At 37.7% G+C, this 22,779-nt stretch carries 22 protein-coding genes, 3 pseudogenes and 1 riboswitch; of the genes and pseudogenes, 18 read left to right on the plus strand and 7 right to left on the minus strand.

All coding sequences use genetic code 11. The features are described from left to right. The first annotated feature begins 2 nt into the window (after positions 1-2). The 3 genes from ACTQ54_RS09405 (at position 3) to ACTQ54_RS09415 (ending at position 2,653) form a co-directional block, all read left to right on the plus strand. A complete protein-coding gene (locus ACTQ54_RS09405; RefSeq protein ID WP_441756263.1) occupies positions 3-839 on the plus strand; it encodes an LCP family protein in 837 nt (278 codons plus the stop codon). Between the two features lie 18 nt (positions 840-857). Next, positions 858-1,643 (plus strand): tyrosine-protein phosphatase, encoded by a 786-nt coding sequence (locus ACTQ54_RS09410; protein ID WP_441756265.1) that lies wholly within the window; start codon positions 858-860, stop codon positions 1,641-1,643. Positions 1,644-1,891: 248 nt separating this feature from the next. Next, positions 1,892-2,653 carry a MerR family transcriptional regulator gene (locus ACTQ54_RS09415; protein WP_441756267.1) on the plus strand — a complete coding sequence of 254 codons (762 nt, stop codon included), beginning with the start codon at positions 1,892-1,894 and terminating at the stop codon, positions 2,651-2,653. Between the two features lie 41 nt (positions 2,654-2,694). Here ACTQ54_RS09415 and ACTQ54_RS09420 read toward each other — a convergent pair whose 3' ends face one another. The 4 genes from ACTQ54_RS09420 to ACTQ54_RS09435 are packed head-to-tail and all read right to left on the minus strand — an operon-like array spanning position 2,695 to position 6,620. Then, entirely contained in the window at positions 2,695-3,537 is an 843-nt protein-coding gene (locus ACTQ54_RS09420) for an energy-coupling factor transporter transmembrane component T family protein (protein WP_441756269.1), read from the minus strand. Continuing rightward, on the minus strand, positions 3,534-5,267 hold the full coding sequence (locus tag ACTQ54_RS09425; RefSeq protein WP_441756271.1) for an ABC transporter ATP-binding protein: 1,734 nt from the start codon (positions 5,265-5,267) through the stop codon (positions 3,534-3,536). Before ACTQ54_RS09425 ends, ACTQ54_RS09420 begins: the two co-directional genes overlap by 4 nt. A gap of 3 nt (positions 5,268-5,270) precedes the next feature. After that, positions 5,271-5,825: an ECF-type riboflavin transporter substrate-binding protein gene (locus ACTQ54_RS09430; protein WP_441756273.1), complete on the minus strand. Its 555-nt coding sequence runs from the start codon at positions 5,823-5,825 to the stop codon at positions 5,271-5,273. A 15-nt stretch (positions 5,826-5,840) separates the two neighbouring features. Then, complete coding sequence (locus tag ACTQ54_RS09435) at positions 5,841-6,620, minus strand: SAM hydrolase/SAM-dependent halogenase family protein (RefSeq protein ID WP_441756303.1); 780 nt, start codon at positions 6,618-6,620, stop codon at positions 5,841-5,843. Between the two features lie 241 nt (positions 6,621-6,861). Between ACTQ54_RS09435 and ACTQ54_RS09440 the strand changes: the two genes are divergently transcribed. Next, on the plus strand, positions 6,862-7,830 hold the full coding sequence (locus ACTQ54_RS09440) for a diaminopimelate dehydrogenase (protein WP_441756304.1): 969 nt from the start codon (positions 6,862-6,864) through the stop codon (positions 7,828-7,830). Positions 7,831-8,578: 748 nt separating this feature from the next. Continuing rightward, complete coding sequence (locus ACTQ54_RS09445; protein ID WP_441756275.1) at positions 8,579-9,475, plus strand: LysM peptidoglycan-binding domain-containing protein; 897 nt, start codon at positions 8,579-8,581, stop codon at positions 9,473-9,475. 55 nt (positions 9,476-9,530) lie between these two features. Here the strand turns inward: ACTQ54_RS09445 and ACTQ54_RS09450 are convergent, their stop codons facing one another. Then, complete coding sequence (locus ACTQ54_RS09450) at positions 9,531-10,160, minus strand: CsbD family protein (RefSeq protein ID WP_441756276.1); 630 nt, start codon at positions 10,158-10,160, stop codon at positions 9,531-9,533. A 73-nt stretch (positions 10,161-10,233) separates the two neighbouring features. Beyond that, entirely contained in the window at positions 10,234-10,797 is a 564-nt protein-coding gene (locus ACTQ54_RS09455; RefSeq protein ID WP_441756278.1) for a CDP-alcohol phosphatidyltransferase family protein, read from the minus strand. Between the two features lie 157 nt (positions 10,798-10,954). On the opposite strand from ACTQ54_RS09455, the pseudogene ACTQ54_RS09460 reads away from it, so the two are divergent. Both ACTQ54_RS09460 and ACTQ54_RS09465 read left to right on the plus strand, forming a co-directional pair. Continuing rightward, a pseudogene (locus ACTQ54_RS09460) lies at positions 10,955-11,536 on the plus strand (xanthine phosphoribosyltransferase). Between the two features lie 3 nt (positions 11,537-11,539). Beyond that, positions 11,540-12,040 carry a GNAT family N-acetyltransferase gene (locus ACTQ54_RS09465; RefSeq protein ID WP_441756280.1) on the plus strand — a complete coding sequence of 167 codons (501 nt, stop codon included), beginning with the start codon at positions 11,540-11,542 and terminating at the stop codon, positions 12,038-12,040. A 68-nt stretch (positions 12,041-12,108) separates the two neighbouring features. Here the strand turns inward: ACTQ54_RS09465 and ACTQ54_RS09470 are convergent, their stop codons facing one another. Further along, on the minus strand, positions 12,109-12,918 hold the full coding sequence (locus ACTQ54_RS09470; RefSeq protein ID WP_441756282.1) for a hypothetical protein: 810 nt from the start codon (positions 12,916-12,918) through the stop codon (positions 12,109-12,111). A gap of 177 nt (positions 12,919-13,095) precedes the next feature. Between ACTQ54_RS09470 and ACTQ54_RS09475 the strand changes: the two are divergent. The 11 genes and pseudogenes from ACTQ54_RS09475 to ACTQ54_RS09525 all read left to right on the plus strand — a co-directional run. Further along, positions 13,096-13,610 (plus strand): annotated as a pseudogene (locus tag ACTQ54_RS09475) (ABC transporter permease subunit); the annotation flags it as partial. A 1-nt stretch (position 13,611) separates the two neighbouring features. Continuing rightward, a pseudogene (locus ACTQ54_RS09480) lies at positions 13,612-13,728 on the plus strand (peptide ABC transporter ATP-binding protein); the annotation flags it as partial. A gap of 254 nt (positions 13,729-13,982) precedes the next feature. Beyond that, the gene (locus tag ACTQ54_RS09485; protein WP_441756284.1) at positions 13,983-15,170 is read left to right on the plus strand and encodes an ATP-grasp domain-containing protein; all 1,188 of its coding nucleotides are present in this window, start codon (positions 13,983-13,985) and stop codon (positions 15,168-15,170) included. Then, on the plus strand, positions 15,171-15,929 hold the full coding sequence (locus ACTQ54_RS09490; protein WP_441756286.1) for an esterase family protein: 759 nt from the start codon (positions 15,171-15,173) through the stop codon (positions 15,927-15,929). It begins immediately after the preceding gene. A gap of 146 nt (positions 15,930-16,075) precedes the next feature. Then, on the plus strand, positions 16,076-16,744 hold the full coding sequence (locus ACTQ54_RS09495; protein ID WP_441756288.1) for a sugar O-acetyltransferase: 669 nt from the start codon (positions 16,076-16,078) through the stop codon (positions 16,742-16,744). Positions 16,745-16,819: 75 nt separating this feature from the next. Further along, positions 16,820-17,242, plus strand: a complete 423-nt coding sequence (mgsA, locus tag ACTQ54_RS09500) for a methylglyoxal synthase (protein WP_441756290.1) — start codon at positions 16,820-16,822, stop codon at positions 17,240-17,242. 137 nt (positions 17,243-17,379) lie between these two features. Further along, positions 17,380-18,207 carry a hypothetical protein gene (locus ACTQ54_RS09505; RefSeq protein ID WP_441756292.1) on the plus strand — a complete coding sequence of 276 codons (828 nt, stop codon included), beginning with the start codon at positions 17,380-17,382 and terminating at the stop codon, positions 18,205-18,207. Positions 18,208-18,264: 57 nt separating this feature from the next. Then, entirely contained in the window at positions 18,265-19,536 is a 1,272-nt protein-coding gene (locus ACTQ54_RS09510) for a hypothetical protein (RefSeq protein WP_441756293.1), read from the plus strand. 630 nt (positions 19,537-20,166) lie between these two features. Then, positions 20,167-20,913 carry a hypothetical protein gene (locus ACTQ54_RS09515; protein ID WP_441756295.1) on the plus strand — a complete coding sequence of 249 codons (747 nt, stop codon included), beginning with the start codon at positions 20,167-20,169 and terminating at the stop codon, positions 20,911-20,913. A gap of 19 nt (positions 20,914-20,932) precedes the next feature. Then, on the plus strand, positions 20,933-21,604 hold the full coding sequence (locus tag ACTQ54_RS09520) for a PepSY domain-containing protein (protein WP_441756297.1): 672 nt from the start codon (positions 20,933-20,935) through the stop codon (positions 21,602-21,604). Positions 21,605-21,986: 382 nt separating this feature from the next. Further along, positions 21,987-22,095: riboswitch (PreQ1 riboswitch) on the plus strand. After that, on the plus strand, positions 22,093-22,629 hold the full coding sequence (locus tag ACTQ54_RS09525) for a QueT transporter family protein (protein WP_441756299.1): 537 nt from the start codon (positions 22,093-22,095) through the stop codon (positions 22,627-22,629). (Overlaps the previous riboswitch by 3 nt.) Positions 22,630-22,779 lie beyond the last annotated feature (150 nt).

Consider the following 22,779-nt stretch of genomic DNA (forward strand, 5'->3'; position numbering starts at 1 on the left):
ACATGAAATTAAGATTGTCTTGGTTATTTATTAGTTTATTCGTTGTTGTTTCATATTTATTACCATCAATTTCAGTTAAAGCTGAGGAAGAACAAACGGATCCCAGCTTTTCCATTCTTTTACTGGGTGTGGATACAGGAGATTTAGGTAGAATAGAACAAGGTCGGTCAGATGTTTTGCAAATTATGACTGTTAACCCAATGGACAAACATATCACTTTATCAAGTATCCCAAGAGATACTTATGTCAATATTCCAGGCTATTATATGGATAAAATCAACCATGCTTATGCCTTTGGTGGCGTTGATTTATCCAAAGAAACCGTTGAAGGCTGGCTTGATATTAAAATTGACCATTATGTAGTCGTTAATATGAGTGGTTTAAAAGAAATTGTGGATGCCGTTGATGGTGTTACCGTGGTCCCACCAACTACTTTCTCAATTGGTAACTACTACTTTGTCGAAGGTGAAGAAACTTACTTAGACGGCGATGCAGCCTTAGCTTATGCTAGAGAACGCTATACTTCTGGCGGTGACTATGCCCGTCAAGCTAGACAGAGAGAAATTATTGAATCCGTCATGAAAGAAGCGGTTAAACCAACTGTGCTTAAAAACTTACCTCAAATGTTGACGGCTTTTTCTGAAAATATCGATACAGACCTGAATTTGATGGATATGCTAGCCTTATTTACTAAATATGCAAATGCCGACTACACCGTCGATAACTACCAGTTTTCTGGTGAAGGTGCCATGATTGATGGTATTTATTATGAAATGATTTACGATAGTTCGTATAATGAAATTGTCTCTTATATTAAAGAGGACTTGCAATTAGATTAAAGGAAGGAGATTGTTGCGTTGATTATTGATTTACACTCGCATTTGTTGCCAGGCGTTGATGATGGAGCCAAGACACTCGAAAAATCATTAGAACTTGCTCGAATTGGTGAAGAAGAAGGTGTAAAGCATTTGGTCTTAACGCCACATCACCGTAACGGCGTTTTTGTTAACCATAAAAAAGATGTGATAGAAGCAGCTGAGCTTTTACAAGCTGAATACGAGCGCCATAATCTTTCGATGAAAGTCTATCCATCCCAAGAAATCCGTTTAACCGAAATGTTTTTCGAAGATTTTTATGCTAATAACTTGCTGCCATTGGATGCAGAAGGCCGCTACTACTTGATTGAGTTTCCAACCGTATCGGTCCCTTCTTTTACAAAAAGTAGCTTTGAAGAATTAATTCAAATGGGCTGTATTCCTATCATTGCCCATCCTGAGCGCAACCAAGTCTTACAAAAAGACTTTCAATTAATGTATGAGCTAATTGAAATGGGTGCTTTAGCCCAAATTACCAGCTCAAGCTATTCTGGCTACTATGGTGAAGAGTTGCAAAACATCAGTCGTGAGATGATTAAAGCCAACTTAGTTCATATTATTGCATCCGATGTCCACCATTTAGACTTCCGCCCATTTAATATGAAAGCCGCCTTTGATCAGCTGACTAAAGATTTTGGTGAAGAAACAACGCGCCATTTCAAAGAAAATGCCCGTCACATCTTTAACGGCGATCACATTAGCCGCCGCAAACCAATCGCACCCGCCAGCAAAAAGAAACGCTTCAACTTTTTTAACTTTTTTAATTAAATATCACTGCCAAACTCCTCTTGTAGGAGTTTTTTTAGTTTGGTGAGGGAGCAGGTGTGGAGGAGGGCTGATAAAGTGGACATACTCGCCATTGTGCTTTTTAATTGGCCAACTTTTTGAGTTTTCTGGCCACTTAATCACCTAAGTGGCACATCCAGCTTGGAATAGGACCACTTACAACAAAATATTCAAAAACACTTGACCTTTACCTTACGTTAAGCTTTATACTAAGAGTAAGAGGTGAGAAAATGAAGTATTCAATTGGTCAATTAGCCAAGTTAAGCGGTGTGTCGACACGGACTTTGCGATTTTATGATGAAATCAATCTTTTAAAACCAGCGGAAGTGTTACCCAATGGCTATCGTCAGTACGGAGTCGAAGAGCTAGCGCTTTTACATCAGATTTTAGTTTACCGTGAACTAGGATTCGAATTGAATGATATAAAAGAAATGGTATCGACTGACGGCGTTGAGCATGAAGCAATCATGGTGAATCATCTCCAATTACTCCAACAAGAGAAGGAACGTATCGAAAGACTCATTCAATCTGTCGAAACAGTAATGCGTAAAAATAAGGAGGGCATAGCTATGAATGAAAAGGATTTTGAAGCATTTAAACGAGAAAAATTAGTAGGTAATGAAGCGAAATATGGCAAAGAAATTCGTGAAAAATACGGGGAAGATACAATCAACCAATCGAACCAACATTTTTCAAAACTAGATCAAACGACTTACAAGAAAATCGAGGCATTAACTACAGAGATTAATGATTTATTAAAAGTACATGTTGCTAATAATAATCCGTCAGGACCAGAAGGGCAGAAAATCGCCAAAAAACATGCAGACTTTTTGCGAGCAGCATGGCCAAAAGGACTGTTTGATGAAGAAAAACATTTAGGGTTAGCCTACATGTATACCCAAGATGAGCGCTTCAAAGACTATTACGAAAATATTGCTGAGGGAGCAACGGATTATTTATTCGAAGCGGTCAAAGTATTGTACGGTAAATAAGCAATATACAAAGGCTGAGTGATTATCACTCAGCCTTTTGCTTAACCCCTAAACGGATTGTAAAAGCGACCGTTATTTATTATAAAACAATAGATTCCAATCGCTGTAATAAACAATGTAATTAGAATCGTCATCACATCATTGCGATCAAAGGGCTTTGCTGCATACCAACTCCGCTTTTTCTCCTTACCAAAGCGGCGTAAGGTCATGGCTTGGCTGATGACTTCAATTCGTTCCAAACTAGAAAAAATCAAAGGCAATACGATTTGAGCGGAATGCTTAATCCGATTAATGAAAGAAGCTTTCTCACTCATCTCAATTCCACGAGCTTGTTGGGCTTGGCGGATATTTAGATAAGCTTGTTGGATATCCGGAATATAGCGAAGTGTCAGTGAAACAGCATAAGAAATTTTGTATGAAACCCCAATCCGGTTTAAGCTGGAAGCAAATTCACTCGGATTGGTCGTCAGCATAAAAATCAAAGCAAATGGAATGGTGGCAAAGTATTTAATAAAAATATTGAATTCATAAAATAACTGCTCCCAAGTAAGGGTATAGCGTCCAATTCCTTCCCAAATAACCGTTCGCGACTGGTAGATTTCGACGCCATATTCAGGCTCAAAAATATAAATCATGACTAAATTAATCAATGAAATAGTGGTCACAATATAGATCACCAAACGAATATCTTGCCAGCGAATCTTTGCAAAATACATAATCACAAGCGCGAACACACTAACACCTAAAAGAAAACGTGTATCATAGGAAGTCATCGTGATGACCGACAAGATAAGAAAACTAATCAACTTTGAAGCCCCGCTCAAACGATGGACAAAAGTGTTTCGTGGGAGGTATCCTAAAACAGCCTGTTGATTTTGGCTCATGTGTTAGAAACCTCCTTTAATTGACGCTCGTATTGAATGAAAGCATTTAGCAAGTCATTGATTGACGAATTGGGTAACATGGCTCCGACTTCATACAAACTCGTCGGATGCAAATCAGCTTGCTCAATCAAATCTTTCCGGGCAAACAATTCGCTTGGCGGAAGATCTGCCAATAATTGACCGCCACTAAATACCAAACTCCGCGTTGTAAACTCCTGAATCAAGTGCATATCGTGTGAAATCATCAAAATAGTTATTTGATATTGACGATTAATTTCCTCCAGGAAGGCCATCATTTCAGCATAGTTCGCATAATCTTGTCCCGCAGTTGGCTCATCTAAAATAATAATGGATGGTTGCATAACAAGGATACTCGCAATCGTGACCCGTCGTTTTTGCCCGTAAGACAAGGCACTAATTGGCCAATTTCGATAAGGATACAAGCCACAAATACGAAGCGTCTCGTAGACCCTTTCCTCAGTTTCGCTGGCCCCCACACCACGATTCACCAAGCCCAAAGCGACTTCATCAAATATTAAATTTTTCGAAATCATATGGTTTGGATTTTGCATCACATAACCAATCGCATCCGCAATTTCTTTTATCGATAAGTCTGCAATATTAACCCCTTTTAAATAAATATCGCCATGACTCGGCCGGATAAAACCACAAAGTAATTTAGCTAAAGTTGATTTTCCAGCCCCATTTGAGCCTACAATACTGACCATTTCACCCGCTGAAATTGAAAAATTAATATTCGCTAAAGTATTCGATTTTTCTGTCTCGTCATAAGTGAAATTTACCTGTTTAACTTCTAAAAGTGGAACCGACTCTTTCTTTTCTTTAAAACCATCGACTTCTTGAATCCATCTCTCAACTTTTTCCAAGAGCTCTGAAGACGCCGTAGAAGCATCAAAAGCGCCTAAATTAGGTAAAGTTGCTAAATCAATCCCTGCGTATTCAAACAAATCTAAGTATAAAGGTTGTCTAACACCGATAGATTCTAAAATGTTTGATTTTAATAAGGCATCTGGCGTCATATTAGCGATTAATTGCCCTTGTGACATGACTAAAACACGGTCAATATCCGCTGATAAGGCTTCTTCTAGACGGTGTTCAATAATCACAGTGGTTAATCCTTGATTATGACTCAAACGATCTATCAATTGCATTGTTTCAAAACCAGAAGCTGGGTCCAAGTTTGCGAGTGGTTCATCGAACAATAGAATCGGAACTTGATCAATCAGAACGCCAGCAATGGACACCCGTTGCTTTTGCCCACCAGATAATTGTTGAGGGGTATGCTCTTTCAAATTATCAATATCCAATTCTTCTGTCCATTTTTCAACTTGTTTTTTCATTGTTTGCGTATCGATAACATCATTTTCCAAAGAAAATGCGATATCTTCAGCCACTGTTAAGCCAACGAATTGACCATCCGTATCCTGCAAGACCGTCCCAATGGATAAAGACAAATCAAATAGAGAAGCCTCTTTGGTCGATTTCCCTTGAATATAAATATCACCGCTTATATCCCCTTCAAAGGCATATGGAATCTGTCCGTTAATACACTTAGCCAAGGTTGATTTCCCTGATCCACTTGGTCCAATAATGAGCACCTTTTCTCCAGGATAAATTGAAAAAGAGATATTTATTAGATTGGGTTCAGCTTGGCTTTGATACTTAAAACTAACGTTTTTAAATTCTATAATGGGTTGTTTTGCATTCATGACTTAATCTTTTTTTAGTGATCCAGCTTGTGTGCGTGTGCTGGCGTAGGCTTTCAGTAAAATAGTCCCTAAAATACCAATAGCAAGAGCGTTCGAAACCGCAGACACGGCACCTTGTGTAAAGACTTTAGAAGCGGGCTCAGCATAAATCAAAATATCTAAAACAGGCGCGATAACAATCCAAGCAATAGCGTTGACAATTGTTTGACCAACATTAAAACGGATTATATCATTACGGTCAAATTGCCCTTGGTTCACTTTAAGTTGACGACCCAGTAAACCTAAACCAAAGCCAACAAACCCTGAAGTTAATACCCAAGACCACCATAAGCCGTAAGTTAATAAGTCTTTAACCGCGTGACCGATGAGACCGATTAAAGCAGCTGGAATAGGACCGTAAATAACAGCCATTAAAGCTAAAAAGGGATAAGTCGTCTCAACACTGGTATTAGGAACAGGAGTAGGGATACTTAAGAAACGTCCTAAAATAAAGAAGACCGCACTACCGATACCGATTGCCACTAAAGTTGTTAAAGAAGTGTTTTGTTTGTTATTCATGATTTTCCTCCGAAATTATACTTTTTTAATGGTTATTTTCCAATCATTTCCCGTCCCAATTTTGTAGGTATCTGAGAAACTTTGTTGGTTAATAGCAATCCCTAAACGGATTAATGAGTTGACATAGCCGACTGTCTCGCCGATTTTAACATCTGCAAAACTGTGACCAAACAACATTTGATTTTGATATTGCTTCATATCCTGATGGTGAATGGTTACCAAAATTGTATCGCCCGTTTGAATACCCGCTTCTTTCAGTAAGGAAGAAGGGATATTTGTCCACAGCGAACCGAAACGAATGTCTAGAATGTCAATGACGCCGTGAATGGCTACCCCATCAAATGTAGGGTCGATGATTTCTAATTTTGTCGTTTCATCATTGTCAGAAGCTAAGGCTAATTGATCATAATATGATAGCTCTTTAGCGATCATCGCTCCATTATAGACGTAAACATCACGACCATGAAAAGTGTGACTTTCTTCCGAATGAGGAAGACGATTGGTTTCTTCGTTAATAATCCGAATACTTTCCAAACCAATAAATTTTTCAATATGCGTCAGTGAACCATTATCAGGCGTTACAATAAAATGACCTGATTTAGTTTTAACAGCAATACTTCGGCGACTGCTACCTACGCCTGGGTCAACGACAGAAACAAATACTGTCCCTTCTGGCCAATAGGCAATAGTCTGCCATAAGCGGTAAGATGCCGCCGTTATATCGTATGGTGGAATCTCATGTGTTAAGTCTTTGACTGTTAACTCTGGAGCCACCATATAAGCAACGCCGTACATAGCTGCCACCGCGCCATCGACTAAGCCAAAATCGGTTTGTAAAACTAAAAAATTGTTTTCCAGTGTAATCACTCCTTTAAACAAAATTATCGAATAATCAAAGCTTACAACAAAACCTTTAGATAAACAATAAAATCACAGAATATTCTTATAGATTTTTAATAAATATCACTGAAAAGATTGACAGCTAAAAAAGATTACTTCAAAATAGATTTGAAAGTTCTAGAAGGAGGCATTTATGATGATAAAAGTAGGAATAGTAGGGTATGGTAACTTAGGGCGCGGTGTGGAAGTTAATTTAAAAAATGCACCCGATATGGAATTAGTAGGGATATTTACTCGAAGAGAGCCTTCTTCAATAAATACCGACAGTCCCGTTTATGCACTGGAATCTATTTATGATTTTAAAGATAAAATGGACGTCGTTATTTTATGCGGAGGATCGCGCACCGATATTCCAGAGCAGGGGCCAATGTTGGCGGAATATTTCAATACGGTTGATAGTTATGACAACCATGCGCAGATTCCAATATATTTTGCCTCGATGGATAATGTTGCGCAAGCCAATCGAACCGTTGCAGTGATTGCTACTGGCTGGGATCCAGGTTTGTTTTCGTTAAACCGCCTGTTAGGTGAGGCGATTTTACCTCAAGGAGAAAGCTATACTTTCTGGGGCAAAGGCTTGAGTCAAGGGCATGGCGACGCGGTTCGTCGGGTTAATGGGATCAAAGATGCTGTTCAGTATACAATCCCGAATCAAGACTTGATCGACCAAATTAATCGCGGTGAAGAAATTGTTTATGATTCACATTCAGCGCATAAAAGAGAGGTATTTGCTGTTTTAGAAGAAGGAGCAGATGCCGCTTCCGTTGAAAATGATATTAAAAGTATGCCGGATTATTTTGAAAACTATGAGACGACTATCCACTTTATTACCGAAGCAGAATTAAAAGCGGATCATCAAGGTTTACCGCATGGAGGCCATGTGATTCGTTCAGGTTATACGTCCGAAGAAAATCACCATTTATATGATTTTAAATTACAATTAGACAGTAATCCCGAATTTACGGCGGCTGTCAATGTGGCCTATGCACGTGCGGCTGCCAGACTAGCTAGAGAAGGGGTGATAGGCGCCAAAACAGTGTTTGATATTGCGCCAGCTTACCTTTCTCCTTTTGACGGCGAAGAGCTTCGCCAGCGATTACTATAATTTTTAAAGTGTTTGGGATAAAGAACTATAAAACAGAAATCACTCTTTCATTTATGAGTTAGTGATTTCTGTTTTTTATTGTAAATCTATAAATTATTGGCCGGAGCTGCCGTCAACTATACGGCAGGCCAGCAATAACCGTGTTTAATGTGTGTGACCTTAGCTGTTGACCTACAATAAAAGAGTTTAATGTCTGTAATCTAAGCTGTTGGCCTATATTAAAAGAGTTTAATGTCTGTGACCTTAGCTGTTGACCTACAATAAAAGAGTTTAATGTCTGTGACCTTAGCTGTTGACCTACAATAAAAGAGTTTAATGTCGGTGAATTTAGCTGCTGACCTACAATAAAAGAGTTTAATGTAGGTGACCTTAGCTGTTGACCTACAATAAAAGAGTTTAATGTCGGTGACCTAAGTTGTTGGCCTACAATAAAAGAGTTTAATGTAGGTGAATTTAGCTGCTGACCTACAATAAAAGAGTTTAATGTCGGTGAACCCACCAGTTGACTAACAATAAGAGTCTTTAATGACAGTGGAGACATCCGTCGAGTGACATAAAACGCCCTTAATGCCCCTCGATAACACATAAGAACTAAAAATAATCATAGAAATTTCAACTATTCACGCAAAATTTGAAGAAGTATAGTAAAAAGCTAGTAATTAAATCATAACTATTGAACCGCTCACAAAACGGGTGTAATATAAAGGTAACAAAAGAAACAAATATGAAATGATAGGAGTGGATAACGATGAAAATGCTGCAGACAAATGCTTGGTTGAAGCGCGTGAAAAAATTAGCGATCATCGCTTCATCAATATTGATTCTAGCTCCCGGGGCAAGTTTAGTCAGTGCACAAACGCAAACACATACGGTTAAAGCAGGAGAATACTTATATTTAATCGCGAATAAATACAATATTACCGTTAGTCAATTGCGAACATGGAATAATTTAACCAGTGACCTTATCTATGTAGGCGATGTCCTAAATGTCTCTACTCCCGCCCAAACATCCACTTATACTATAAAAGCAGGAGATACTCTTTGGGGAATTGCGACACGCTACGGCGTTACTGTCAGCCAATTAAAATCTTGGAATGGTTTGACTAGTGATTTGATTCGAGTAGGAGCACAATTACGCTTAACCACTCCAACGACAACACCAGATCCGACAGGCGTTTATACCGTCAAATCAGGTGATACTTTATGGAAAATAGCCAATCAATATGGGGTAACAGTGGCGCAATTGAAAGCTTGGAATGGCTTAACCAGCGACTTTATCCGAGTGGGGCAGCAATTGAAATTAACGACGTCTACGACAACCCCAGATCCATCACCAACAACTGTCTATCAAGTGGTTGCAGGCGATACGTTATATAAAATTGCCCAACGCTATGGCGTGACTGTCGCTCAATTGAAAGAATGGAACGGCTTAACGAGTGACCTTATCCAAGTTGGAAAACGACTTCACGTAGTGGAGCCTGATTACTCAGAAAACCCAGTTAAAGAATACACCGTTAAATCTGGCGATACACTTTACAAAATCGCTAAAGAACAAGGCGTTTCAGTCAACGAATTACGATTGTGGAACCATTTAACCACGGATTTAATTCGAGTTGGACAAGTCTTAAAAATTGCAGTTTACTAGAAAAATCCCCTGCTTAACTATCTCTAAGCAGGGGATATTTATTGACTAATTTGAATTAAAAGCGATTGTGATGAGGATCGATGTCATCGATTTGTTTATTCGTTAAATCAGCATCAGCATCTAAATTAACGCGACGAGCATTAGCCGCTTCAGGAATAGTGGTGTCATCATCAACGACAACACGGTTGATATCCTCTGCTTTTGTTTCTTCTACGTGCGCAATTGTTTCATCGATAGCACTTTTGGCACGATCTTCAATCTCTTGTGCAGTTTCAGTAGCTTTTACGGCATGATCCATATCATCTTGGCGAGCTTTTTCATTTTCTTGAATCGCATTTTGACGGAGTTGTTCTGCTTGACGGGCAGCTTCTTCTTTTAATTCTTTACCTTGTTGAATAGCATTTTTCAAGTTTTCATCGGCAGCTTCAGTGATGCTTTCGCGCGTTTCTTGTATTTGACGTTTAACCGCATCAGTTGCACCTTCCGCCCGCTCTTTAGCACTTTCGTATAATTCTTCAACATGACCACGGCCTTTAGCAGCCGCTTGCTTAACTTCACCTTCTACTTGTTGAGCAATCCCCTTTGCTTGTGTTTCAGCATTATCTGTCGCTTTTCCCCAGACTTCCTTAACCTTACCAACAATCTCATCTTTCTGGCCTTCCAGATTTTTCCATGTATCCGTCATCTTCTCTCCTCCAATATCACTTTATTTACTTAAAGTATATCAAAATCCCATTCTGTACACTAATAAAATAACTTTAAGAATTATGTGGAGGATTTCGCAACTCAATAATAAACCAACGCGTATATAAAATAAATGAAAACAGCAAGGCAATTCCCGTTAAAAACATGAGTCCGTAAGCGATATTTGCGTTCATAGTTGGAAAAGCGACTAAAATAATCGAACAAGCATAAAAAATAGCCGTCGACACTTTCCCATACCACAAAGCGCCATCCATCATGCGTCCTTGACGCAACAATAGAATATCGCACACAATTAAACTCAGTTCTTTTATAATAAATATCACTACGACAATCCAAATATAATCCCAAGTTACGACTAAACTAAGAATAATCGCCAACTGTGTCAACTTGTCAGCCGCTGGGTCTAAAAATTTCCCTAAGTCGGTAATCATGTCAAAACGACGTGCGATGACACCGTCTAACCAATCAGTAATTCCAGAAAAAATTAAAATAAGTGCAGACCATAAATAATCAGCTTCCGTTACAGCTTGAACATAGACGCTAACAAAAACTGGAATTAAAATGATTCTCAGTAGGGAGAGCAAGTTTGGGATGGCTAACCAATCAGATTTTTTCATTATGTTATATTCCCCTTAACGATTTAGTTTGTATAAATAGACTAACATACCCCATCATTTAATAAAATGACTAAAATTTAATATATTAATTATTCAAATTTTAATTCTGCTATAATGATACTTAATCGAGATTAAGTCAAAATAAAGTAGGGATAATATGAAGCTGTTAGAAGAAAAGATTCAACAAATTGGTCAAGTAATCGAACCGGATGTCTTAAAAGTAGACTCCTTTATTAATCATATGCTAGACCCTGAATTAATAACGGCCATGGGCGAAGACTTTTATAAGCATTTCAAAAACCGACCGATCAATAAAATCTTAACCTTAGAAGTATCTGGTATTGCGCTTGCTTTTGCGACGGCGCAATATTTTAAGGTCCCGGTCGTGTTTGCTAAGAAAATTGAATCATTGACTTTAGGTGACGATGTGTATAGTGCAGAAGTTGTTTCCTATACAAAGCAAAAGAAATAGACGATAAAAGTTCAACAATCATTTCTAACATCACAAGACCATGTACTAATTATCGATGATTTTTTAGCAAAAGGAGAAGCGCTAAAAGGTTTGTTAGAAGTTTGTCGGCAAGCGGGTGCCCATGTTGAAGGTGTTGGAATCGCCATTGAAAAATGCTTCCAAGGTGGTGGCGATTACCATCGACAACTAGGTTACGATGTCTACAGTCAAGCGATGATTGATCGTTTTGAAGAGGGGAAAGTGATATTTATTGAAAGGGAGAAATAAGCGATGGATTTAAACGTTAGACCTGCTAGATTAGACGATGTTCATGATTTAGCTCGTATTTTAGTGGCGGGTTGGCATTCAACTTACAAAAATATTGTTTCAAAGTCGTTTTTAGAACGATTAACCATCGAGAAATCGGTGGAACGGATGAAAAAGAATGTCTCAGATTTAGATTACTTTTTTGTATTAGAATTAAATAATGACGTTATCGGTTTTTCAGCCGGTGGCAAGCAACGATCCGATGAATTTGCTGAGTACAAAGGTGAAGTCTACTCCATTTATCTTTATGAAGAGTTTCAGGGACTAGGCGGAGGAAAATTTTTGTTCAACACGATGTTAAAGAGTTTGCGCGAAGAACAAATGGATCCTATTACCGTCGCGGTTTTATCGCAAAATACTCCTGCTATCAAATTTTATGAAAAAATGGGTGGAGAATGTATCGGGAAAGATCAAATACAAATCGGAGATGACTTTTTCGAGGAATTAATCTATGCTTACAAATAAAAAAAGCCTTACAGTATGCTTACTGTAGGGCTTTTGTGCGTTTGGACGTTTAACCAGTGGGGGCTTAATTAATAGGCTTCAATAGAACTTTCAAAATCGCTCATATCAGCCGAACGAACAAAAATATGGCTCGCATTGTACATTAAAAACTGAGCATTACCTAATATATTTTGAAAGGGAGCTCTGACCGAATAGATGACATTACTTTCATCAAAAAGAACAATATTACCCGTTAAACTCGTAAAACTAGAGCCAGTATGAAGGAAATTTGATGTAATAAATTCCCCATCGTTTAACATTTGTCCTATACCTGAAAGCATTGGACTTAAAGCTTCGAACTCATCGATCGTATTCCCAACCGTTACAGCTTTGGCAATTGAATCGTCTGAAGGAGGTTCACTGCCAAAATGAAGTTCTAAATTCATAACACCAAGATAAGCTAGATGATTATCAGCAAAAATCGCTAATAATTCAGCTGACGGGGCTTCGCCGTAATTGAAAACCAGATATGAAATACCATTGTCAGCCTCATAATAAGTACCTTCAGTTGTTAATTCTAATTCATTAAACTCTTCGACGGTAGTCCCAATAAGGTCTGATGAAGCTAAATCACGTAAGGTGATTTGAGAGAGTAACGTTTGATAATCTTCAACTGCTTGGACACTTGTATCTGAAAGTTCACTTGCAAGTAGCATTTCGGAAAACAAGAAAGCGAGATTACTTTCTTCAGCAGGGTCTGTATTTTCAGATTCTAATGTTGCGTCTGCATTTGTACTGTCACTATTGTCTGTGGCTTGGATTAACGGTTGCCTAGGAGTAATAAAAAATAGAGCCAGAAATATTATAATAAGTGATATTTTATTCCATCGACTTTTCATGCATCAAACCTCCCTGAAAACATTATAGCCTTTGATTTGAAAGTCTCAAAATAATTTGATTTATTAACCGGGATTTTTTAAAAAATTTAACGATTTAATGAAAATTTATGAAAATCAATTATTCATATTAATAATGCTTGCAATATCATCCAAAATTGGTGAGCGCTAGCAAGTGAATTATGGACGACGATTTGGATTACCTTAGCTTCGTTTGCGATTGCATTAGTGTTAGGAATTATTATTGGTTCTAGCATTCTTTATTTATTTTGGTATTCCTTCGACTTTTGGTATCAATTTTTCAGCTGAGATTTCTGGGATATTAACGCTGAGTTTTAATGCGGCTGTTTATGTTGCAGAAAATGTGCGCGGGGGATTGCAGCTGTCAATGTTGGACAGGCTGAAGCCAGGCGAAGTTTAGAATTGAGCTATGGCACAACGATGAGGAAAGTAATTTTACCGCAAGCCTTTAAAATTATGATCCCATCTTTTATTCGCCAAAATTTGTTATTACCTTAAATGATACCTCTATCCTATCAGTTGTCGGATTAGTGGAGTTAACACAAACTGATCGAATCATCATTGCCCGTACTTGTCAATCAGGAAGTATGTGGTTAATTATTGGATTGATTTATATTATCTTAATTACAACCTTAACCAAAATATCTAATCGTCTAGAAAAGGAATTGGTTTAATATTAGTATCGTTGAAGTAAAAGGATTGAAAAAACGATTTGGATCGAATGAAGTATTGAAAGTAATTGATCTAACGGTCGACGAAGGTGAAGTTGTTTGTATTATTGGACACTCTGGATAAGCTTTTGATTTAAACCAGCTGAACTATCTATAACATATGATATCTTCATAAATGGCTCCTTTATTTATTTTCTATATCCAATTATACAATTCAATCAAAAATTGTTAGCGAAAGTGAATTTTCCCCGAGCTTTTATAATAAAACTTAAAAATTAAAATATAAGAAGAAAATGATTAGAACAACTATCATAAACGTGTTATACTAAATTCAATAAATAAATAATGCTTTTTAAAGAAGAGGAGGCAGACGATATGAATGATAAATTAAATTATATAATGATATCCCCTCATTTTCCAACCAACTTTGAAACCTTTACGCTTAGATTGCATGAAGCAGGCATTCGTGTGTTAGGAATTGCAGACGAACCTTATGAACAATTAAGCCCAGCCTTAAAAGAAGCACTCACTGAGTATTATCGTGTCAACGATATGAACAATTATGACGAAATGTATCGAGCGGTTGCTTTTTTAGCTTATAAATATGGAAAAATTGACCGGATAGAGTCACACAATGAACATTGGTTGATACATGATGCGCGCTTGAGAACAGATTTTAATGTCTTCGGCTTCAAAAATAATGATATGAAAAAAATTAAATATAAAAGTGCCATGAAAGAGATATTTAATTCGGTGGGTTTAAAAACAGCCAACGGTCGTGTTGTGGTGGATTTTGAAGATGCAAAAAGCTTAGCTCAGACCTTAACTTACCCAGTTATTTTAAAACCTGATTCGGGAGTGGGGGCAGGAAATACCTATAAAATATACGATGAAGCACGATTAAAATATGTATTCGAACAATCGCCTGAAGGCATTGATTATATAATGGAAGAATTTATTGATGGTGATATCGTGACCTACGATGGTTTAACCGATCAAGTTGGTAATGTCGTCTTTAGCTCTTCATTAGAGCATAACAAGGCAATTCTGGATATCTTAATTGACCATAGTGATATGTTTTATTGGATTCCGCAAGTGATTGATCCGGAATTGGAAGCCATTGGCAAAGAATGTGTCAAAGCCTTCAATATTAAAGAACGCTTTTTCCATTTTGAATTTTTCCGTTCGAAAGACGATCAAACCTTAATGGGGTTGGAAATTAATTGCCGTCCTCCTGGTGGTGTCACGATTGATATGTTTAATTATGCCAATGAAATTGATGTTTTTAAGGAATATGCCAATGTCGTTAAGACGAATGAATTTAAGGCTGAAATTACACGTCCTTATACCGTTTCCTACGTGGCTAGACAAAATCATTTGCGATATTTACATGACGACAGAGCGATTAGAGAACATTTAGGAGAAAAAATTGTTTGGAGTAATCATGTGCCGGGGATTTTTTCTGAATTAATGGGAAGTATTGGCTATATTGTAAGGGCCAAAGATGAACAAACGTTATTTGAAGCCATTGATTTTATCGCTGCAAAACAGGAGGATGAATAGATGCATTTTGAAAACAGACATCATTATAGTGGTTCGTTAAATCGTGAAATGTATTTTAATAAATATGGGCATGCGGGTGTTCCCTTTATTATTTTCCCTTCTGCAGGCGGGAGTCAGCATGAATTTGCTGACTTTGGTGTCATTGAGGCTTGCCGGCATGTTATTGATGCGGGTTTAGTCCAATTTTATACGCCGGAAAGTATTGATTCGGAAAGTTGGTTAGCGACTAATCGCTCGCCCCATGAACAGGCAGACTGGCACAATCGTTATGACAGTTATATTATCCATGAATTTCTACCCTTAATTCGCTATGAATCCAATTGGGAAGGACGGATTGGGGTTGCTGGTTGTAGTATGGGCGGTTTTCATTCGGTGAATTTTGCTTTACGACATCCTGATGTATTTGGTATTGTGATTGCCATGAGTGGTGTCTATGATGCGCGCTTTTTTACAGGAGACTATGGACATGCGCAAAATGTATATGAAAATTCCCCGCTTGATTATTTATGGCGGATGGAAGATCCATGGTTTATTGATCGCTACCGTCAAAATGCTTATATAATCTGTGTAGGGCAAGGTAACTGGGAAGAACCCCATATTTATGACACGCGGCGGTTACAAGAGGTTTTTTTTGCCAAATCGATTCCTGCTTGGTTCGATTATTGGGGACACGATGTGCCCCACGACTGGGAAGCTTGGCGTCAGCAAATGCCCTACTTCCTAGACCAATTGCATCAGCAAGGCCGACTTCATGGTTAAAATAAATATCACACTAAATTAGTTGCATGTAAATACCTATTTGTTAAACTAGCTATAGTTATTGTATTAACAAGCTAGTTAGCAAGGCTTTACTTGCAACTTTTTTGTGATGCCATTAAAAATTAAATTGAAATAGGAGTTTTAAAATGTCGGATAATAAAATCGAAACAGAATTAAATCGGATGCTATCAGGAAAGTTATACCATGCTTCAGATAAAGAATTAACGGCACTGGCTTTAAAAGGTCGTTTGCTAATGGAGAAATTCAATCAAACATCGATGGTTGATCGACAAGAACGGGCAAAAATACTTAATGAAATGCTAAAGTCTGTTGGTGAAGGCTGCTGGATTGAAACGCCATTTTATATTGATTATGGTTCTAATACAACGATTGGAAAAAATTTCTATGCCAACCATGGTTGTACTTTACTAGATGTTGCTCCGATTACCATCGGAGATAATGTTATGTTGGGGCCTAATGTTTCAGTTTACACAGCAGGTCATCCGATTGATGGTGCGGTTAGACAATCAGGACTTGAGTTCGGTAAAAGTATCACGATTGAAGATGGTTGCTGGATTGGTGGGAGTGCTGTTATAAATCCTGGCGTGACAATTGGTGCTAATACAATTGTTGCCTCTGGTGCAGTTGTTACAAAAGATGTTCCGCCAAATGTCATTGTTGGAGGCAATCCTGCCCGTATTATTCGTGAAATCTCTCAAGCGGATAAAAAATACTGGGAAGAACTACAAGCAGAATATCACAAGGCCAAAGAGCTTGAATTAAGTTTACTGGATCAAATTGAGGATAAGCAGTGATATTTATTAGGGTGTGAAAAAAGCTAAAGAGATGGTTTTGTGCTATGATAAAAAATAAAAGGGAAGGTGTTCTGGATGAATATTGCTTTGATTGCCCATGATAAAAAGAAAGATGAAATGGTGAAGATTACGACGGCTTATCGTGAAATTTTGGTAAAACATGAATTATATGCGACGGGTACGACGGGGCAAAGAATTATTGATGCGACAGGATTAGATGTCCATCGCTTTAAGTCAGGTCCATTGGGCGGCGACCAACAAATTGGAGCTTATGTTTCGGACAATAAAATTGATTTAATTATTTTTCTGCGTGATCCGCTAACGGCTCAAGCCCACGAACCGGATATTTCGGCTTTGCTGCGCTTAAGCGATGTTTATGATATTCCTCTTGCAACCAATATTGGAACGGCTGAAATTTTATTGCGTGGTTTGGATGCAGGTTTTTATGATTGGCGCTTGCTTCAAAAAGGTCAAGACCGCGAAAAAGTCGATATTTAAAACGTGTTTTTTAAAAATAAATCACTTTTTTTTGATTTCGAAAGCGTTTCTTTTTGAAATCATTCCCGTTTGCATTATAATTTTCTTAAGATTATAAGCAATATAATGATTGCTTTAATAAAAGGAGGATTTTTAAAATGGCAAATGAAGTCGTATATGGAGTTTATGATTCTCAAGAAGAACTACGTGCAGCCTTGAATGATCTTTATGCAAAAAATGTTACGCAAGCGAACATTCGTATTGTAGGTTCACAAGAACTTGAAAAAGTAGAAGATGAAGATTACAATACAGCGATTGATGAGGACACGGGGGTTGTGATGCCGTCGCCAACAACCGGTGTGGGAGGAAATACTTCTTTGACGGGTGAAACAGGCTATAATTCAGGAACGCTTTATGCAATGCCTGTATTTATTCCAACAAAAGAATTAGATAGTCAGTCTGTTGACTTAGGTGAGTATAAGAAAGATTTAGAAGACGGTAAATATTTAATTTTACTGGATGAAGGTGTCGAATCTCGTTTAAATTTTAGCAATCTATCTGCTGGTGATAGAACAGCCGTGGCTCATGAAGGTGATTCAGATACCAGCTTTGATTCTGAATTTGTCAGCAAAGATAGTGATATGCACTATGATCCAGCAGAGGATCAAATCTATGATGAACGTTTAGGTTCAGATGCAGATGAAGTCGAAATAATCGAAGAACCTGTTGTAAGTGAAACAGAAACACATGTTGAAGAAGTTGAGTTTACTGAAGATCCTCTTCTAGCAGAAACTGATGTTGAAAGTGTGACGACAGAAGATATTTTTGAAGCGACTGAATCGGATGTTGAACCTCATATTTTACCAACTGAAGATGAAACTGAAGTACATATCGAAGCGGATAATGAAGTTGTCGATTTAACTCCAACTCATGAAGACGTTACGGATACTTTAGGTGATGATGATACAACGATAGGAAAAGTCTAAACCAATAATCATTCAAAAAAAATATCAATCTATATGATATGAAAAGAGGAATAGATCATGCTAACAAAATTAAAAAAACGATTGATAACAATATCTACAATCTTTAGTGTGGCCGTTGTTTTAAGTCCAATGGCACAACCGACATCTGTTATGGCTCAAAATACCTTTACTGATGAGGGTGTGAAGCTTGTATTAAATGGCGAAACACTGGATACGAGTACAAGTATGATTCCTACTGTTTCATATACATTAGTTGATGCAGAAAAACCTTCTGATCGAATTCAGTTGGATGAATCGACGATTTACAGCGATCAGTTAACACCAGCGACACAAAACTTAGATGCTTATTTTACGAATGACAAAGTTGATTTACAGACATTTAGAGATAAATCAACTTTCCTGCAATATTACTGGAACTATAGTGATGGAAGTCAAGAAATCATTGCCCCTATTAATGTTACCACTGATTTAATTGGAGACTTTACCATTAAAGACTTGGTTCAATCACAAGCGTCTGATATCCAACATAAAGTCAACTATGATTTTGTGGTAGATTTTACGGATGATTTATCAGAACTGTATTATTTATCTCAAGGTGTGGCTACCGAAGTATTAGCTGATGCAAAGGCTGATGTTTATAGGGCAGAAGTGTTATTTGCTGAAATGGATGAATCAGATCCTGATTATGATGCGACGGTAGAAATAATGAATACCTTGATGACTAATTATCAAGCGTTAGAAGATCGCTATAATAGTGCCTTCCCAGAATATGCAACGATTGGTTATAGCTTAACGGAAGATGTTGAAAATCCAGATCAAGCACAAGAAAATATCGATCTGGCTGTAGAAGTCGTAGCAACACTACCTGAAGAAATTGCCTCTAGAATTACTAATTTCTATGGAGCGCCAGCATCTTACTTTGCCAGTATAGCACCTGGTTTTGATATTCATGGTTATGCAACGCACAGTAATGAAATTTTCCTAATTGACACGGATCCTGTTGATAAAGCTTTAATCTACCATGAGATTGGACACATTTTTGACTTCCAATCAACGGCTTATCTAGATTTGAATATTGAAGAATATATTAGTTTTTCAAATTCAGAAGAGTGGTTAGCTATTTTAGATGCTGAGTGGCAAGGTGATGATGGCTATTACTATAAAACACCACTTGAATCGTTTGCCCAAGGTTTTGCAGGTTATGTGGTGCAAGAACTTGAAGGGGTGCAATTGAGTGATTATGGTTATGTCGATACGGATATTGCAGACCGTCCGATGACGCTGGAATATTTTGAAAATTTATTTGCTGATTTAGGCATTGAATTATAATCATTAAAAGTCCGAGTTATCTTAATTAACTCGGACTTTTTTATGTTTAAAAAATGTGTTGTTTGCGTTTAATAATTAGATACAGCATCTTTCAGCATATGGATCACCTTAACCTTTTTTTCGATTTGATGGGGTTAAATACAATCCACTTCACTCCTTTTTGAAAAATATAAATCTTTTCGTAACAAAGGTTGTCAGCCGACTTGACGTTACTCAGCCATGCAGGCGTTAGCAATTAACCGTAAAATCAAAAAGGTATCGCTCTCTAAAAATCCTTCCATAAACATAAAAACAGCCTTAGATAATTATTTTATCCAAGGCTGCACCTTATGTTTAATATTGATCTCCCTAAAAAAAGAAGGCACAAAGATGGGAGCTATTAAGCGCATAAAGAAAGCTTGAATGATTGTCAATTTAAATAAAAATAACATTCAGTCGTCCTCCTTTTCCATCTTCATTTATATTATATCTAACCTAAATTTGTAAGTAAAATATAACTTTTGTTTATGGGCAGTGATATTTATTTAAAAAGGTCTTAAGAAAAAGATGAGTGTGGCGTATCTTTTGTGTTTAAATTGAATATTAATTATAATAAAAGTAGCAGTAAATTTATTAAAAGGAGTGTGTACAATGGTTAAACGATTTGTTTACGGTGTATATGATTCAACAAGTGAAGCCCGGACAATTTATGATGCATTAATTCAAAAAGGTATTCCAACTTCTGCAATAAATTTAGTGGCAGATGAAGAGGTTGTCGATGCTTTTAATAAGGAAGCCCAAAATGTGGAAGATGAACCGACAGATATGGCTGTTGAGGTTGCTCCAACTGTGGGAACTGCCAATACAACGACTCAAGCGAATAATCTTGGTGGGACAAGCTTTGGAAATTTCTTTGTATTTGATGCTGCTGAGAGTGGATTATCTAATGAAGTTGATTTATCGAATTATAAAAAAGATATCAAAGATGGCAAAGTTTTAGTCGTTGTCGATGAGGCGTTTGAAGCTGAAACTATTTCCTTGGATACTTCAAAGTTGAATGTTGGACGAGATCGTAGTGAAACACCATTAGTTGATGATTTAAAAGCTGAAGCGAGAGAGAAACATCATACTTCTGAAGTTAGGGAAAAAGCGGTGATGCCGCGTGAACAAGCGGTTGACCCACAGAGTAAAAACCGTCGCTTTGTCGATTTATCGAATAAGGTAGCGTCTGAAGATACGATGAATTCATTATCCAATAGCGAAGAATACGGACACGCTGCTAAAAGTTATGATAAACGTAAAAATTCAACAGCCCATACGGTTTCAACCCATGGTGCAGATTTGACAAGAAAAGCCAATGATACCGAAGTTCGTTACGATCAACCGGATAGTGAATAAAAAAATAGGAGTTGAAATTTTGAAAAAAACTTTTAAAAAATTTGTTATGTTAACAGCGAGTGTTACAGCTTTAGGTGCTAGTTTACCAGTGTTGGTTAATGCACAAGATGATGCGTCAAGTGAAAGTACAGAATCAGTTGAAGAATCAACTGCTGATGAAGCAGAAGCGAGTGATTTACAACTTGCCCTAGAATTGGCTTTAGATTTATTTTATGAGCAAGTTCCTGATATTGGCGTAACAGAAATTGATATCGATTTGAATGACGATGGATCCTATGATATCGATATACAGGGTGTAAATGCTGATGGGGAATATGAATATGAGCTACGTGTTTCAGGTGAAGAAGTATCAAATGAAAACTTTGAACGAGATGATGACGACGATGATGATGACGAGATTTTAGACCTAGAAAACTATTTATCCATTGATGAAATCACCAAGATTGCGCTAGATGCAGTAGGTTCAGGTAAGGTTACCGATTGGACATTAGACTTTGACGATAACAAACCTGTGTGGGATTTAGATATAGACGAAGTTGACGGCGACGATGATGACGTAGAAATTACGATCCATGCTGAAACAGGTGAGATCTTAGATACAGATGGTTTTCGTATAGATGAGAGCAGTGATGATGATGATCGCGACGATGACGATGACGATGACGATGATGATGATAATGACGACGACTAAAAATCTTTAGTTGCTTCGCTTTACTTTTTAAATAAATATCTGTAGCACCTCCTTGAAGTAAAAGTTGACTGCTTCGTGGAGGTGATTTTAGTTGTTTGGAAAAATAATGAAAGGGGAGGGAAGGGGGCAGGGGGCTTGCTGTGGGCTTGGTATCTAGGGCTCATTCGGCATATCCGAGCCTGTATGTGCCTATTGGCGGATTCATTTGGCACATCTGAGTTATTATGTGCCGTATAACCGAGCCATTGATCTAAGAGAGACTTTCGCGGTCGGATGAAGGAGTAGTTTCATCCGATCGCGCTACACAAACTCGTCGCGCCCAACCACCACCATCCCCTCCACCGATATTTATTTAAAAAAGAAGCTTGCATTCACGCATTAATATGCTAAAATAGCAATGTTGTTCATGTGATGAGTGGATGGCACTACGGCACTTCAGTCCTTTGGCCGTAGTTATTACTAGGGAAACCTACAAAGGAGAATGAAAAATGAATCATCAATCAACCACGTCCAGTGAGACAACTGGATTAGTAAAAGCAGCGCTGGTTGCTGCTTTGTATGTCGTTTTGACTATTATGGTCGCTCCGATTGCTTATGGGGCATTACAAATGCGAGTGTCAGAAATCCTGAATTACTTAGGTTTGTATAATCGTCGCTATATTTATGCTGTCACTTTAGGAGTGTTCATTGCCAACTTATTTTCAAGTGCTGGAGCCATTGATATGGTTATTGGGACGTCTGCAACCTTTGTCTTTTTATGGCTAGGTCGTTGGGCAGGCGATAAGTTTGTGTCGATGAACGAAGGGCGCTTGAAACACGATCCAATGATTTATAAATATATCATTATGTTAATTAGCTTTGTGCTTCAAATGCTACCGATTGCCTACATGTTAGTTTATTTATTAAACATTGAACAAGGCTTTTGGATTACATACCTCTACCTAGCAATTAGCGAAGCCCTTGTTATGGGTGTGGGTGCTTTTATTATGTACCCAATTTCAAAACGCATTAACTTCCACGAATAAATATCACCAATTAAAACAAAAAGATTCAACTAGCACGCCTGATATGCTCCCCCTAAAGTAGACGCTGAAAAAGTAAAACTACTTTTGGGGGAGTTTTTATGCGTTCAAATAGTAAACATACGTGGGAAGAATTGGAAAGATTTATTCGAT

Source organism: Fundicoccus sp. Sow4_H7, from assembly GCF_052115865.1.
GTDB lineage: Bacteria > Bacillota > Bacilli > Lactobacillales > Aerococcaceae > Fundicoccus_A.

Coding starts and splice junctions, on each gene's coding strand:
- ACTQ54_RS09470 (WP_441756282.1), bottom strand. CDS start 12,918: ATGAAAAGTCGATGGAATAAAATATCACTTATTATAATATTTCTGGCT.
- ACTQ54_RS09440 (WP_441756304.1), top strand. CDS start 6,862: ATGATAAAAGTAGGAATAGTAGGGTATGGTAACTTAGGGCGCGGTGTG.
- ACTQ54_RS09430 (WP_441756273.1), bottom strand. CDS start 5,825: ATGAATAACAAACAAAACACTTCTTTAACAACTTTAGTGGCAATCGGT.
- ACTQ54_RS09420 (WP_441756269.1), bottom strand. CDS start 3,537: ATGAGCCAAAATCAACAGGCTGTTTTAGGATACCTCCCACGAAACACT.
- ACTQ54_RS09525 (WP_441756299.1), top strand. CDS start 22,093: ATGAATCATCAATCAACCACGTCCAGTGAGACAACTGGATTAGTAAAA.
- ACTQ54_RS09425 (WP_441756271.1), bottom strand. CDS start 5,267: ATGAATGCAAAACAACCCATTATAGAATTTAAAAACGTTAGTTTTAAG.
- ACTQ54_RS09505 (WP_441756292.1), top strand. CDS start 17,380: ATGGCAAATGAAGTCGTATATGGAGTTTATGATTCTCAAGAAGAACTA.
- ACTQ54_RS09510 (WP_441756293.1), top strand. CDS start 18,265: ATGCTAACAAAATTAAAAAAACGATTGATAACAATATCTACAATCTTT.
- ACTQ54_RS09490 (WP_441756286.1), top strand. CDS start 15,171: ATGCATTTTGAAAACAGACATCATTATAGTGGTTCGTTAAATCGTGAA.
- ACTQ54_RS09455 (WP_441756278.1), bottom strand. CDS start 10,797: ATGAAAAAATCTGATTGGTTAGCCATCCCAAACTTGCTCTCCCTACTG.
- ACTQ54_RS09495 (WP_441756288.1), top strand. CDS start 16,076: ATGTCGGATAATAAAATCGAAACAGAATTAAATCGGATGCTATCAGGA.
- ACTQ54_RS09450 (WP_441756276.1), bottom strand. CDS start 10,160: ATGACGGATACATGGAAAAATCTGGAAGGCCAGAAAGATGAGATTGTT.
- ACTQ54_RS09405 (WP_441756263.1), top strand. CDS start 3: ATGAAATTAAGATTGTCTTGGTTATTTATTAGTTTATTCGTTGTTGTT.
- ACTQ54_RS09415 (WP_441756267.1), top strand. CDS start 1,892: ATGAAGTATTCAATTGGTCAATTAGCCAAGTTAAGCGGTGTGTCGACA.
- ACTQ54_RS09445 (WP_441756275.1), top strand. CDS start 8,579: ATGAAAATGCTGCAGACAAATGCTTGGTTGAAGCGCGTGAAAAAATTA.
- ACTQ54_RS09515 (WP_441756295.1), top strand. CDS start 20,167: ATGGTTAAACGATTTGTTTACGGTGTATATGATTCAACAAGTGAAGCC.
- ACTQ54_RS09485 (WP_441756284.1), top strand. CDS start 13,983: ATGAATGATAAATTAAATTATATAATGATATCCCCTCATTTTCCAACC.
- mgsA (WP_441756290.1), top strand. CDS start 16,820: ATGAATATTGCTTTGATTGCCCATGATAAAAAGAAAGATGAAATGGTG.
- ACTQ54_RS09465 (WP_441756280.1), top strand. CDS start 11,540: ATGGATTTAAACGTTAGACCTGCTAGATTAGACGATGTTCATGATTTA.
- ACTQ54_RS09435 (WP_441756303.1), bottom strand. CDS start 6,620: ATGTACGGCGTTGCTTATATGGTGGCTCCAGAGTTAACAGTCAAAGAC.